Annotated in this window: 11 protein-coding genes; 8 read left to right on the top strand and 3 right to left on the bottom strand. The window is 56.4% G+C overall.

From position 1 onward, the window contains the following. Window positions 1-28: 28 nt before the first annotated feature. Complete coding sequence (locus Pla52nx_RS05200; protein ID WP_146517932.1) at window positions 29-508, bottom strand: hypothetical protein; 480 nt, start codon at window positions 506-508, stop codon at window positions 29-31. A gap of 292 nt (window positions 509-800) precedes the next feature. On the opposite strand from Pla52nx_RS05200, the gene Pla52nx_RS05195 reads away from it, so the two are divergent. The 4 genes from Pla52nx_RS05195 (at window position 801) to Pla52nx_RS05180 (ending at window position 6205) form a co-directional block, all read left to right on the top strand. Further along, entirely contained in the window at window positions 801-1274 is a 474-nt protein-coding gene (locus tag Pla52nx_RS05195) for a CBS domain-containing protein (protein ID WP_342190340.1), read from the top strand. A 201-nt stretch (window positions 1275-1475) separates the two neighbouring features. After that, window positions 1476-3851, top strand: a complete 2376-nt coding sequence (locus tag Pla52nx_RS05190; protein WP_146517930.1) for a hypothetical protein — start codon at window positions 1476-1478, stop codon at window positions 3849-3851. A gap of 81 nt (window positions 3852-3932) precedes the next feature. Then, complete coding sequence (locus tag Pla52nx_RS05185) at window positions 3933-4859, top strand: ABC transporter ATP-binding protein (RefSeq protein ID WP_146517929.1); 927 nt, start codon at window positions 3933-3935, stop codon at window positions 4857-4859. Window positions 4860-5065: 206 nt separating this feature from the next. After that, entirely contained in the window at window positions 5066-6205 is a 1140-nt protein-coding gene (locus tag Pla52nx_RS05180; protein ID WP_146517928.1) for a toprim domain-containing protein, read from the top strand. A 141-nt stretch (window positions 6206-6346) separates the two neighbouring features. On the opposite strand, the gene Pla52nx_RS05175 is transcribed toward Pla52nx_RS05180, so the two are convergent. After that, window positions 6347-7948, bottom strand: a complete 1602-nt coding sequence (locus Pla52nx_RS05175) for a hypothetical protein (protein ID WP_146517927.1) — start codon at window positions 7946-7948, stop codon at window positions 6347-6349. Window positions 7949-8454: 506 nt separating this feature from the next. On the opposite strand from Pla52nx_RS05175, the gene Pla52nx_RS05170 reads away from it, so the two are divergent. After that, window positions 8455-9564: an EAL domain-containing protein gene (locus Pla52nx_RS05170; protein ID WP_197454184.1), complete on the top strand. Its 1110-nt coding sequence runs from the start codon at window positions 8455-8457 to the stop codon at window positions 9562-9564. A 113-nt stretch (window positions 9565-9677) separates the two neighbouring features. Here Pla52nx_RS05170 and yidC read toward each other — a convergent pair whose 3' ends face one another. Next, window positions 9678-12437 carry a membrane protein insertase YidC gene (gene yidC / locus Pla52nx_RS05165; RefSeq protein WP_231741601.1) on the bottom strand — a complete coding sequence of 920 codons (2760 nt, stop codon included), beginning with the start codon at window positions 12435-12437 and terminating at the stop codon, window positions 9678-9680. A gap of 211 nt (window positions 12438-12648) precedes the next feature. On the opposite strand from yidC, the gene Pla52nx_RS05160 reads away from it, so the two are divergent. The 3 genes from Pla52nx_RS05160 to Pla52nx_RS05150 all read left to right on the top strand — a co-directional run bounded on the left by Pla52nx_RS05160 (window position 12649) and on the right by Pla52nx_RS05150 (window position 14633). Continuing rightward, a complete protein-coding gene (locus Pla52nx_RS05160; protein ID WP_146517925.1) occupies window positions 12649-14121 on the top strand; it encodes a glycosyltransferase family 4 protein in 1473 nt (490 codons plus the stop codon). Between the two features lie 87 nt (window positions 14122-14208). After that, entirely contained in the window at window positions 14209-14370 is a 162-nt protein-coding gene (locus Pla52nx_RS05155) for a hypothetical protein (protein ID WP_231741600.1), read from the top strand. A gap of 17 nt (window positions 14371-14387) precedes the next feature. Beyond that, window positions 14388-14633, top strand: a complete 246-nt coding sequence (locus Pla52nx_RS05150) for a hypothetical protein (RefSeq protein WP_231741599.1) — start codon at window positions 14388-14390, stop codon at window positions 14631-14633.

Raw genomic sequence — 14633 nt, 5'->3', positions numbered from 1 at the left:
TGATGCCTGGCCGTTGAAAACACATCACTCACAGGTACATGCCGACGAATCCGTCGGTCAGTTCGTTCTGCTCGGCCAACTTGGAGATCCGTTCTTCCGTTTTGGTCAAATCTCCGGCCTGGATATAGCGATTGAATTCCACCAAGATGGCGTGCTGAACCGTTTCGGCAAAGAATTGCACGATCGGCTCATTGAGCCAACCGCAGGTTTCACGCCTGAGCTCCGTCGTGATATCGACCGACTTGGTCTGGCGATCCTTGCTGCCGGTCAGGACGGTCCCCTCAAATCGAAACGATATCTCACCATGATCGGGATCGTTCGTGAGATGAAACACGCAAGTGCCACGATGCAGATAATAGGCATTGTGCGTGCCGTGCTTGTCCATCGCTCGCTTGACCCGCAAGACAAACTGCTCGTACACGGGTGACGCATCGAGCGGCACATCCAACCGTGACACGCTACGCAGTGGCAAGCAATCAAATTCGATTTCGACCCAAGTACCGTTCATCGCTCCACTCTCTCTGTGTTTGTGAAAACAATCACAATGCAAGTCATCGTCACCAAAACGTCACCTGTCATGCGTCACTGAAGTGCCTAAAACGTAACGCTTGGGCGTGATTCTGGCGAGACCAGTGTTCAGCCGGCGATGCCCGATGGTGGGCTCTGTCTCGCCGGGCAAGGACAAAGTCGATTGGAATTTGCTTGACATTGGATTTCAAGGTGCGGGAGGATTGATTTCTCAATGCAGGTGGGTGACCTGCTTGGTGTTCTGCTTCTTTCCACTTATCAGGTACATGCTCATGATGCCAAACATCACTGCCGGGGAAATGATGGTTTCCAATCTGCTGACCCTGTCTCCTGAGATGGACGTGTTGGCCGCGTTGGATGTTTTGCTCAAACACAGAATATCTGGTGCGCCGGTGGTGGACGCAGACGATCGCTTTCTGGGCACATTTTCGGAAAAGTCCTGTGTGCGATTCGTCGTCGACACCGCTTACGAACAAATGCCTTCGTCCAACCTGATGTCCTTTGTCGACACCGACCCACCGACGATCGATGTCAACACAAGCTTCCTGACGATCGCCCAAACCTTTCTGGATGCATCCTGTCGTCGGCTGCCGGTGCTAGGTGAGAATCGCCGTCTGTTGGGGCAGATTTCTCGCCGTGACTTGATGCGCGAGGTGAGGTGCTATCTGAAACAGACCGAGCCGGTCGCCACCGGCAGCGGACTGTACCTCAGCGCGATCTTCGCAAGCGGTGATCGGCCTGTTTAGGTAATCGGGCAAATATCGCGTGTCTGCCTCATTTTGTGCTTGGCTGCTAATCTCGGTGCGGTACAGCCAAGCACGGAAAGCCCCTGCCTCAGCGTTTGCTCAACAAATCGTCCGAGATTTGTCGACCGCTGCCATGACCGGAGCGTGATCGCTTACAATCTGCATGGTCACACGTCGTCCCCCCGAACGATCCTACTCTCCATGCAGCGCAGCGTCCTATTCGTCTTGGCGTTCGTACTCGTTCCGCTGATCGTTGGTTGCGACGGATGCCGTCAGCAAGCCGACAAAGAAAAGCCGGAGGATGAAAATGCGCCCCGAGCCGCTTACACACCCGGCCCCACGTTGGCTTTCCCCGCCGACAGAAACACGGCCTTCAGTGCCGCCAAACCCGGCCACTGGATCACTGCCTCGCAAGCCATCCGCAGCAACAAGGATGACGTGCGAGGCGAATTACGGTCGATCGCGTCCATGCGGATCACCGACGAAGGTTTCAAGCAGATCGCTGAGTTGAAATCCGATATCTCGTCGCGTCCGGCCACACTGGTCAAAGGGCAGATGCGGGACTTCGATTTCCGTTTGCGTGTCCCGACACCGATGTCGGTCTCCCAGTCGAAGATGAACTTGAGCAGCCAGCTTGTGCCCCGCAACGGCGGCTTGTTCGACACCGGCCAGCAACCGATCAACTTGATGAGGAGCACCGAGTTCTTCTTCGTCGTGTTGACCACGCGTCCCGAGCGATTCGCGAAGTGGCAGACGGCGGACTGGGTGCGTCCCGTCCGCAACGAGTTCGCGGACAAGAGCCAGCCCAACTATCGCATCGTCTTTCCCGCAACCGATGGTGTGTTGCCGCTGCCGGAAACCATGTTGGATTTGACCAGTACGGCCGTCGTCGTGTGGGATGATCTCTCCGAGGATGCGTTGACTCCGCTGCAACAAACTGCGTTGATCGATTGGGTTCATTTTGGTGGCCGGCTGATCGTCAATGGCCCCTCGGCAAGTGAAGCAGTCGCGAAAACAAAGCTGCAGTCTTTGTTAGCGCTCAAACCGAGCGGAAACGTCGAAATGGATCATGACGGTGCGGAGGAAATGCTGAGAGGTTGGGCGGTCAAGTCGGATCGATCGATCGACAAGCAAGTCGAACTGATGCGTAGTGAAAGCAGCCGCATCGCAATCGATGGACAAATGCAGCGTGATGCCCAAGCCCTACCCGATACGGGCAGTTTGATCCTGCAACGTCGCGTCGGACGAGGCCATGTGGTACAGCCGCGAATCGACTTGACGGAGGCATGGATCGACACCTGGGATTCGTATCAAAGTTTTATCAATGGATTGATCCTGAGGCGTCCGGCGCGGACCTATGCGGCCTCCAAAGACACGGGGATTGAAGGAACGTTTCAAGATTTTTCGCAAACCACCGACGAAGACGAGACACCATTTACCGGCTTGGTACAGACGTTTGAGGGCACGGATCTTGAGTCAGACGCCGCTGCGAACTCGCAGTTTCGCTTGACCTCTCGTGACGCGGCACTTCGCGGTGCAGACGCCACCTACGGCGGCAAGATGACCAGCCCGTATGATCGATTCACACGAGTGGATCCGCTGACCGGCATTTCCGGATGGAAAGACAACAGCGACACGATTCAACTGTTTCGCGACACCCTATCCAAAGAAGCCGGCATAGAGATTCCGGGCTCAAAGATGGTGATTCGCTCCTTGGCGATCTATCTGGCGATCCTGGTTCCTCTGAACTACCTGTTCTTTCGGATCATCGGGCGATTGGAGTACGCCTGGCTGGCCGTTCCCGTGATCGCGGTTGGTGGTGCCATCTGGGCGGCCAGACAAGCGCAGTTGGACATCGGATTTGCGCGTAGCAACACGGAATTGGCTCTGCTGGAAACCCACCAAGGTTACAACCGTGGTCACGTGTCCCGACTCATCGCCGTCTATAACTCCCTCTCAAGCCGATACAACGTTCAGTTCAAGACCGTCGACGGTGCCGCCGCCACCTTGGAAGGCGAGCCCAACTCGGATGGTTTTCTGCCGACCGCGTTCCAGACGTCGTATGACGAAGGTCCGAGCTTGTCGAACTTTGCGGTTCCCAGTAACCGCCTGCGATTCTTGCACGCCGAGCAAATCTTGGACTTGGGCGGTGAGTTCACTTGGTCCGGCGGAAAGATCACCAACGACACGGATCACGAATTGCTCGATGCAGTGGTGGTCAGCAAAAACGAATCCGGCGAGTTGCTTGCCGCTTTGGTGGGCCAAATTGAGCCGGGCGAACAAGTCAACGTGAATCTCCGCTCGATGGCGACGCCAGAAATCCCTTCGGCATTACCGATGAACATGTCCCAGTTGATTCGGCAATTCGCATCATCCGAGGCCATCCCAAGTGGTTCCACTCGCCTCGTGGGCAGAATCGACGGCGATTTGCCAGGAATGGAAATTGCGCCTTCGGCCAGTCAACATGCTGTTCAGACCCTGGTGCTGGTCCATTTGCAGCACGCTGATTTGCCCGAGCCGGCTCGCGACGCAAACCTGGCGACGGAGTTCGTTCGCGTCCGACGTTCGGTCGACTGATTCAAAACCGAAAAACATTCATTTCGCAACTGGTTCCCACTCTCCACTGCACGCTTTGCCCCACAACTGAATCAACATCGCATGATCACACTGACGGGATTTGGAAAAGACTACGGGGACTTCACCGCGGTCGAGAACTTGGACTTGCACATCGCGGCCGGAGAAACATTCGGTTTCATCGGCCCCAACGGCGCCGGCAAGAGCACCACGATCCGCTTTTTGGCGACGCTGCTGAGGGCATCACGCGGACAAGGCGAGGTCGCAGGTTGCGATGTGATGGCGGACCCCGTGGGCGTGCGCCAGTCGGTCGGGTACATGCCGGACAACTTCGGCGTCTACGACGGCATGAGGGTCTGGGAGTTCCTGGATTTCTTTGCCGTTGCCTATCGCATCGGTCGCAAGGATCGCAAACAGATCATCAGCAACGTGCTGGAGTTGTTGGACCTGACCCACAAACGGGACGACTTCGTCAACGGCCTTTCCCGCGGGATGAAACAACGGTTGTGTCTCGCCAAAACACTGGTCCACGACCCGCCGGTACTGATTTTGGACGAACCCGCCAGCGGTCTGGACCCACGAGCACGCGTGGAGGTCAAGGCGTTGCTCAAAGAGCTACGCAAGATGGGCAAGACGATCTTGATCAGTAGCCATATCCTGACGGAACTGGCCGACTGTTGCACATCGATCGGCATCATCGAACGAGGCCAATTGCTAATGAGTGGTCCGATCGAAAGTGTCTATCGACAGATTCGACGCAATCGCTTGGTCGACATCCAGTTTCTGAAAAATGAGGAAGCCGGGTTGTCGATCCTGCGGAGTAGCCCGCACCTTAGATCTCTGGAGATGAAACCCGGCGGAGTGATCGTCGAATTGGAAACGGGCGACGAAGGACTTGCGGACCTGATGGAACAATTGATCCGCGAAGGCGTACGCATGAGGTCCTTCAACGACCGAGACCCGACACTCGAAGACGTCTTCATGACCGTCACCAAAGGAATCGTGAACTAGGCGAACTTGAGCGTGTCTTGTAGTAATGTCGCTCGACGTTCCACGTCGATGGCGGGCGGAACCGTTTCGAGACCCATTGTCAAACACGTTCTCTGCGAAATTCGTCTCGCAAAACACTTCTCGCCCGACGACGTTCCACATACAACCATTCCCTACGACCGGAACAAGGGGACGCTGTGCAAGGAAGTTCAATCCAGAGAAGTTGAATGACGAAACTCATTCAACACTGTGTTGTTCCAGTGAATGCATTCCCCGTGAGTTGGTCGTCTGTCATGAGTTTGCTCAGTGCCGATGACGTGCGCGTCGCCGCGACCGGACACTGGGCGTTCTTGCTGTCCCGAGCGGGGATTCCGATCGAACATCTCGATGGCCGCGGTCACCCGTGCCCACGCTGCGGTGGACACGACCGCTTTGCAGCCTTTGATCAATTGCCTATCCGCGGCGGTGTACATTGCCGACGCTGTTTTACCCGTGGAACCGACCCACGGCCGGGTGACGGCATCTCTACGGTTCGTTGGATGCTTGGTTGCGGTTTCGTCGACGCACTGCGTTGGATTGCCGATCAGCTCGGCATCGACACAACACTGTCAACAAAACACTCTTCGTTGGCGTCGGCGAGTCCCACCATTGCTGCGCCCCGGCCAAGTATCAGCAATGATGAAGTCGGTCGATGGACTGCGGTTGCCAAAACGGCCTACCGCGACATGCCTGGATCGATGCGAGATCAGCTCGCCGCTTCTTTGGGCGTGACCACTCAATCTCTGGATCATTTGCGTGTGGGACTGGACCAGTCAACCGGCGCGAGCACATGGCCGATGCGTGATGCGGATGGCAATGTGATCGGAGTCCGAATGCGAGATTGGCGTCGCACTGGCCAGAAGTGGTCGCTTATCGGCAGCCACAGCGGACTGTTCTTTCATCGTGTGCGGCCCAACGATGTTCCCAGAGGACGATTGTTCATTGTCGAAGGAGCCAGCGACACGGCGGCAGCTCTTTCAATGGGCTTGTGGGCGATCGGTCGAGCCAGTTGCAGTTCATCCAGCCGTTTCGTGCTGGATTATGTTCGCCGTCACACGCCAGAGAAGATCACTTTGATTGCAGACAATGATGAAGCTGGAATCGGGGGCGCTAGACGACTGGCAACTCAGATACAACATCGTGGCCATCGCGTCGAAATCCTCATTCCGCCGAGTGAGTACAGTGACTTGCGACAGTGGCATTGGCATGGTGCGGATCGTGATCTCGTGATCGGACATCGCGTGCTTGAATCGTTGCCTGCCATCATGATGCCGCAGCAATTGTTGTTGGGGTTCGACGTTTCGTTGTCCGATGCGATGACTCGTTAGGAATCCGCTACGAAATCCCGTGAGTTGGGAAGTCTGGCGAATCCCATTACCGGGTGCGTTGTGGATTGCGTGAGAAAGAAGGAAAAATGGGCCAGTCCCTGCCCAGATTTCGACGTCACGTGCACGAGAGAGAAATTTCGCTTAGCCGAGGTTCATTCGGCTGCCGATCAATTGCAACAACAGGGACTCTGACACGGCGGAATCGCCGCCGAAGACGATGTCATTGCCGTCTTCACCGAACAACCAATCATCACCGCTGCCGCCAAAGATGACGTCGTTGTCGGTTTCGGCGACAGCAACCTCGACACTTTCGACCGGCGTTTCGCTGACCACTTCAGGTTCGGCATTTTGGTCCGTGTCATCAGTGGAGGTGTCTTCGACGACAATCGGTGTATCAGCGACGACCGTTGTTTCTGCTGCGCCATCGACAGCGACTTCGGTGTCGATCTCAACCGGGGCATCGCCGGTCTCTACCGTGACTTCTTCTGTGACGTCCACTACCACGTCTTCTGCGACGGGATCTGTGACTGCGTCAGCGATCGGATCAGCGATCGGGTCCACAGCGGGAACGTCGTCGACAACGGTTTCGTCCAAGGCGACGGCGTCGACGAGTTCGTCTTCTGAGTTTGTGTCCTCTGCGATCGTGTCTTCTGCGGGCGTGGTTTCTTCGACCACATCGACCACCAACGTCAGGTCCTCCGGCACCGTCTCATCGACGAGAGTCTCATCCGCAGGTGCTTCATTCACGGGTTCCGCATCGCTTGCGACCTCGTCATTCACAACCTCGTCATCCACGACTTCGTTGACAGGTTCATCCGTCACAGGTTCCTCGACCGGAGGCATGATGTCTTCTGCAGGCATGGTGTCATTAGCCAACTCCTGACCTGTCATCTCCGGATCGCCAGTGCTGTCGTCTGTCATTCCAGAGTCGTCCGCCTCCGGAGTAGTCATTGAGCAGTTGGTGACTTCGTGAGGATCACTTTCTGTCGAGTCGTCAGCGACCGATCCGTCGCTGAGAGTTTCGTCGGCACCGGTCTCTTCGGTATCAGTCTCTTCAAGGACGGTTTCGTCCTCGACAGCATCTTCCGTCATCGTGCCGTCATCGACGACTTCATCGACGACCTCATCGACGACCTCATCGACAGGGCTGTCCACACTATCGGTCATTTCGTCGCTCGACTCATCGTTTGCTGAGCTGTCCTCAGGTGAATCGTCCGCGGATGGTTCACCATTGTCGGTGGCGGGCAGTCCGATCACCACGTTGTCTCCAGGGCCGCCCAAGATCACGTCGTTTCCGCCACCGCCGAGGACAACATCGTCGCCGCTTCCTGCCGCCAGGATATCGTTGCCGCTGCCACCCATCACCGTGTCATTGCCGCCGCCGGCTCGAGTGATGGAATTGATGGCGGTGTCGTTGATGAACAAGTCATCGCCTTCCAGGGCTTGGAAGATCACACCATCGACGGCTGCGGCGTCGAACGATTGTTCCATTTCACTTGTGATCGCGCCGCTGTCGTCGCGAGTGGTCAGTTTGACCTGCACGCTGTCTTCATGCATGTAGACTTCGGCGACGTCGTCGGCATCGGTACCGACGATCGAGATCGTGCTGTCTACCAACGCGATATCGCCCGCCAGCAGTCGACGCGACTCCAACGCTTGTACGCTCAAGCGGGTTCGTCGACTGTGGCTGTGTCGACTGCGGCTTCGTTCCAAATTTTGTTTGCTTCGTTGTTTGCGCGACATATCAGAGTTCCCTCGTGGTAGAGAAATGGGATCGAGTGTTTCAGTGGTCTTCGCCTTGACACTCGGTGCACAGTTGGTTGACCAACATCGCGAGTCTCGTCAGGGGAGAGAAGCAATCGGTCAACGGACTTGGGTGAAGGCAAGCGGTGTGCCAGAGAAGTGGAAACCCCGGGCATGGCGCCGCGAAACATCGCGGGGGCACCACGTCGAACCAGCGGAAATAACCGCGTGATCTAAGTTTCACGGGCGATTACAGCTTTTTGATTTAACGATTTGCGGGCTCGCGACATCAGCATCGAAGACTGCAGTCAGAGCAAGGTTTACAAGCGAAGTTGTAAAAACGTACGCATCAGAATGAATGCAACCGCGTCAATCGTCAGAATCCGATGTCGTTCCTTGCATGACCTTGGTAACCGGTGTCAGTATTCTCGTGAATGCTCAACCGCAACCCATAGTTGTCACAGATCCAACGATTCTCGAATCACCCAATGAACGGTTCGTCCGTAATGAAGATGTCTGAAGCAGCCACGGGAACATCCAACCCCTACACCAGCACCAACACAAGCGAATGGACGTTGACCGAGATCGGAAAATCATCGGATCAACTGCGTACGTTCCACGTGCCTTCGCCCACCTGCTTGGTGGGGCGAACGTCGACGGCGGGCCTCAGAATCGCCGATGCTTCGGTCTCCAAGAGTCATGCAAGACTGTTCAGCGACCGAGAACAACTGTTCGTCGAAGATTTGGGCAGCACGAACGGTACCACGGTCAACGGCGTGATCATCGATCGTTGTGAACTGTTCGACGGCGACTTGGTTCAGTTCGCAAACATCGTGTTTCGTGTCAATGGACAGACTCCGCCCGACATGGCAGGAACGATTCAGAACGTATCGGGCACATGGGTCAACACGCTGCTGAGTTTCGAGCAGTTGATGAACGATCGCGCGGTCGTTCCGCATTTTCAGCGGATCGTCGCGATGAAAGACCAAAGAATCACCGCTTATGAGCTACTGGCTCGCAGCAACATCGAGAACTTACGAATGGCGGGCGAGATGTTCGCCACCGCAGAGCGTTTGCAACAACACGTCGCGTTGAGCGAGTTGATGCGAGAGGAGGGCTGTCGGGTTGCATCAGATAGTTCTCGTCGTCAGTCTCGATTCTTCTTCAACATCCACCCACAAGAGTTCGGCACGCTGCGGCTGAGTCAGTCGCTGATTTCGATGCGGGACTCGTTCCCCGATTTGAACATCACCATCGAGATCCACGAATCGGTGATTGCCAACACGGTGGCGATGAAGCAGTTTCAGAACACGCTGAAATCACTCAACATGTCGCTCTCCTACGACGACTTTGGTGCCGGCCAAGGTCGCTTGCTGGAGTTGACCGAGGTGCCGCCTGACGTGTTGAAATTCGACATGCAATTGATCCGCGACATCGACGAAGCACCCGCGAGCCGCCAGGAGCTGGTCCGTTCACTCGTCAGAATTGCGACGGACAACGGATCGATCGCACTTGCAGAAGGCATCGAGACCGAGGCAGAACACGAAGTCTGTCAGCAATTGGGATTCCGACTGGCTCAGGGCTACTACTACGGCAAAGCCGAGCTGCTGGACTGATGTCGGCTGTGTACTGACGTCGGCTGTGTACTGATGTGAGCTGTGTACTGATGTGAGCTGTGTACTGATGTGGGCTGTGTACTGATGTGGGCTGTGCGGCGATCAACGGACCACTAGCGTTTCTTTTTCACCGGCGGGCGTTTGCGTTTGTTGGGACGCTCGGCGGGGGCTTCTTCGATATGCCCCAGGCGTTGCCGCATCCGATCAGCAAAAGACGACTTTGATTCGTTCTGAGTCGTCTTGCTCGTCACGGTGCCCTCCAGTACGCCTGGGTCAAAATGTTTGCCCTCGGGCAGCGTCTTCTTGACGATGATACGTTCACAGATCCCCCAGCAACTGCTGGCGATGAAGTAGAGGCAGAGACCGGCGGGGACGCGGAAGAAGAACAGTCCCATCATGGTCGTCATGATGGTCATCACTTTCTGCGTCATCGCTGTTTGCTCATCCGTTGCCGGCGGCATGAACATCTTTTGTTGCGTCAGGAACAACGCAACCACGATGACGGGCAGGAAGTTGAAGTACGGCCCGAGCCATCCATTGCCGCGACCCGAAAAGTAATCCATCAACCAATCGCCCCAGTAGGCCATCTGATCGGGACCGGCGAGGTTGGACGCCCATTGGGTGAAGCTGAACAGGGGTTTTTGCCTCAAGTCGATATCGACCGATAATGCACGATAGAGACCGACAAAAATCGGCAACTGCAGGAACATCGGTAGGCACCCGGCCATCGGATTGAAACCGACCCGCTGTTGCAACTCCCGCTGTGCCTTCAGTCGACCTTCCATGTCGTCTTTGTATTTCTCTGCGATCTTCTTCATCTCCGGCGCCAACTCTTGCATCCGCTGCGCATTGATGGCGGCTTTGCGGCTGAGCGGGAACATGGCACCGCGGACCAACACGGTCAGCAGGATGATCGCAACACCATAGTTGCCCACGATCGCGTAGAGCAGGTGCAGCAACGAAGCAAGCGGTTTGGCGACGAACCAGAACCATCCGTAATAAACCGTGTCCTCCAGACCGTGAGCTGCAGCGACTTCGGGCACCTTCGGGCCGGCAAACAGCCGCAGGTCTTGGCGATAGGTTTCGCCCTTGGCCAGTTCGGTGACTTTGGTGTCGAGATAGAACGAAAGGTTGACAGCGCGCTCTTTGTGTCGTGCGATCTGCTTTTCGTTGGCGACGATTCCCGCACTGGCTCTTGAGAACTCGGTCATGGCATCGCTACCCTCGGGCGGTAGGTAGGCGACGGTGAAATACTGTGCGTCGATACCGATGAATCGAAGCGTCGTATTGGAGTCACTTCCTTCGTCGGCAAAGATTCCTTGATCGGGATCCTTGGCTTCCTTGCGGGCATGTTTCAGCAAGGTCATTCCGCTGATCAGCTCGTATCCGTCCGCATCGGTTTTATAGACCACATCGCGAGCCGCGGAGCCGCCCCAGTTGGGGCTGATCTTGTTGCTGTACCACCAGCCTTCCAACGTGATCCCGTTGACACCCTCCAGTCTCAGTGCAATTTTCTGCGCGGCATCGTCCAGATTGGTGACGGCGACGGAAAGATCAACGACGTAGCTCTCCGGTGCCAATGAGAACGTACGGCTGAGCTTGACGGACTTGCCGCCGGAACGTTCCATTCGTTGGTCGCTGAGTGTGATCGACAGTTCGATGGACTCAGCAGTCGCGGCGTCGCCAGTTGGTAGTGTTTTGTTTTCAATGGACCAAATCCAGCGTTCAGGATCCCCCAAGCCGGCGATCCAATGCTCGCTTCCCAGAATGCTCTTGCGATTCACTTGAGCCAACGTCATCAGCGATGACAGACGCGAGTCGTTTCCTTTGATTTGGTCATCACCACCGTATTTGGCCAAACGGATCAAATCGAGCGGGTGATTGGTCAATTCCGCCGTGAAGTTCAGCGTGGTGGGGTTCGCGCTGGCGTTGTCCGCGTCGTCACCCGCGTCGTCACCCGCTTCATTAGCTTCTTCGTTGCCGCTGGCTTGACGCAGCACCTCGATCTTGAGCGACTGGCCGGGTTCCGTCTTTTGCAGTACGGATTCGATGTCCTCGTATCGCGAGACCGATTTGCCGCCCACGGAGACGATGATGTCACCGGCCTGCAGACCCACCTCACCTGTTTCTGCTTTGGCCAACGCCGCAGGTGTTCCTTTGCCGACGACGTTGACCAGGACGCCATCCACATCGATCGCCTGTTGGGGAGCGAGATAACCGAGATAGCCGTAGCGGACATCGACGCGGCGGTATTTCAGCTTGTTGTCTTCGTCCCTCTCGGTCAGTTCCAGACGTTCGATCGCGCCGCCTTGGCCACTGATCGTGACCAACATCCAATGCTTGGACGCCGGGTCCATCGAGCCCAGAGTTGTCCATTGGGGACGCTGAGCGGGCCCGGTGATCGCATCGGGTTGATCGCTGTCGGGTTGATCGCTGTCGGGTTGATCGCTGTCGGGTTGATCGCTGTCGGGGTCACCTACGGCCGGAGTCGTGGTTTCGGTCGCTCCTGGACTGTCGCCAGCGTCTTCGGTCGTCTTGGCGTCGGAAGCACCACCATCGGCCGATTCGGCTTGGGTTAAATCATCTGCGTCCGCCGCAGGAGCGTCCAACGCGGCTTGCTGTCCAGCGGGTTTGGCGTTGGGCGGAGGCAGGAATTTCAGTCGTAGAAACGTGTATCCGGCAAAAAACACAAACGAAGCCAGAACGAACGTAAACAGTCGGCGATCCACAATCAGTCCGATGTAGGCGAGTGGGGGAATGGGAGTTTCGGACGAAAAACGGTCGTCAGAAACAGGATGCCTGCAACGGATTCCAAAGGCAGAATCAGCGAACAGGACTGCGTATTTGCAAGTGTTCTGTAGCCAGCGGAGCATTTTGCAACCGCGGCGCAGGGGGTCTCAGGTTCGGTATTCTGGCCATCGGCGGAATTCTTGGGAAGGCGAACCGTCGCGTCTGCACCCAGAGAGAGGCAAATATCGGCCGATGTGTCCTCGATTTCCGGCCAAGCGATGTGGGCAAGCAAGGCCGGTCCCCTGTAGAATCCGAGCCAAAACACGCGTCATTTTCATCGGCAAGGATGCCACAATGCCCCGTTTCCCACATACCGACCCCAGTTCTGGCCGCGAAAACACTCGCCGTGAAATGTCAGGCAGCTCTCAATCCGGGAATGATGGATCCCCGCGTCGACTTTTTTTGTTCGACGACAACATTCGCGATGTGGGGGGGCATTTCTTTGAGCTGGCGACTTTGTTGTCGCAGGGAGCCTGCCAACTGGGGTACGAACCCATTCTGGCCACTCATCAGGCTTTTGCAGACCTGGACGCCATCGATCCCGCGATCCAATGTGTTCCCACCTTTCGCACCCGGCGGATGATTCGATGGTCGCTGGGTGTCGACGGTAAATCCGCTCAGCAGCGTGACATCGATGGTCGCCCCGTCGGCGGCACCCTCCTGCAGAATCTCAGGTCACGAGCCACTGACTGGATGATCGCACCGGCAAAAAGTCCAAGCACGATGATCCGACGCTGGTCCGAAGACTTTGCCGGACTGCTAAAATCCCGACCGCCCCGCCCCTGTGATTCCCTTCTGATCAACACCGGGGATGACTTTGCGATGCTGGCGATCACCCGGGGTCTGCACCTGGCGTCCATCCCTCATCGCCAGCGTGTCGACGTCGTGTTCCACTTTGCAATCCATGATTCACAGACGTTGCCACCTCGGCAGTGGGCGAGAGCATCAGCGTTTGCCGGCCAAGTCAATCAATGCATGCAACAGTTGTCACACCACGATGTCCGCTTGCACGCAACCACCGAGGCGTTGGCCGGACAATTGAGACAAAGTGGGATCACCGAACCGATCAATCCGATCCCCTATCCGACGCGGCAACGTCCACTAGCAACGGGTTCCAGACTCGCCCCGCTCAGGATTGTGATGGCGGGATTGCCACGGGCGGAGAAGGGACGCCAAGCGATTCATGATCTTCTGCTTCAGATCCATGAACCTTTGCTCAAGACGAATCAATTTCGCGTTTCGATGCAAATGCCGGCCGAGCGATGGCAACCCATGGTCCCCACTTCGCTGCACGCTGATTTTGAGCGAGCAATGCAACAAACAAAGCAGCAAGGAACCAATGGCGATGCGTACCCCAGCACAACTGAGACGCCATCCACACTGGAAGTCATGACGGAGAACCTGACAACCGCTGATTATCACCAATGGCTGGACAGTGCTGATGTCGGACTGTTTCTGTACGAACCTGACCGATACGTCGCTCGTTGTAGCGGCGTGTTGCTCGAGATGATGACACGCGGCATCCCGGTGATCGTTCCGGACGGCTGCTGGCTTGCGGACAAAGTACGACAATCGCACGGTGACATTGGATTGATCTATCAAGATCGTGGCGAGATACCCGCTCGTCTGTCCGAACTCCTGCTGCGTCTGAACGAAATTCGTTCACGTTGCGTTGAGCATGCAAAAGAAATCTCGCAGATGCACGATGCTGTCAATACGCTGCGGCAAATCGGATTGGACACGGCAAGACAGAAGGCTGTTGCGTAGCTGTTAAACCCTCACGGTTATGACGCTTTTCTCACGTGCGGAATCCGTGGCCTCCGTGCCGGTGCCGACGCTCGTTCTCTTTGTGCGTTGTTACAACCCGCAATCGACGTTTTCCGGGGCGGGCAAGCCGAAACGCTGCTCATTCGCCCGCTCGGTTGCGCCGATATCTCAAGCGACGAGGGAGGCCGACTGAGCGACTTGTACGCTCAACTCGATTTCTGCGACTCCCGTGACAAGCCGCTCAATTAACGAAACAGTCGCGCCAGATGGACAAAGAAATCAACGTGTTGGCCTTGGTAAAAGGCGGAGAGAAATTCATGTTCTTGTTCGACGATGCCAATCGCGACGAAACACTCCGTCAACTGGCTCGTTTCGCCGCCGACCCTGAACTTGATTTCAGTTGGTACGATGCCGCCATGCTCAGTCGCAAGATTCGCGACGCCGTCCCCCGCGCCGACGATTGGCAGATGGATGGCGAACTGGACAGCTTGTCCACGGAAGATTTTCGGTAA

The organism is Stieleria varia (assembly GCF_038443385.1).
GTDB classification, from domain to species: Bacteria; Planctomycetota; Planctomycetia; order Pirellulales; family Pirellulaceae; genus Stieleria; species Stieleria varia.
The sequence above is the reverse complement of the archived record's forward strand: the minus strand, read 5'-3'. Positions and strand labels throughout refer to the sequence as shown.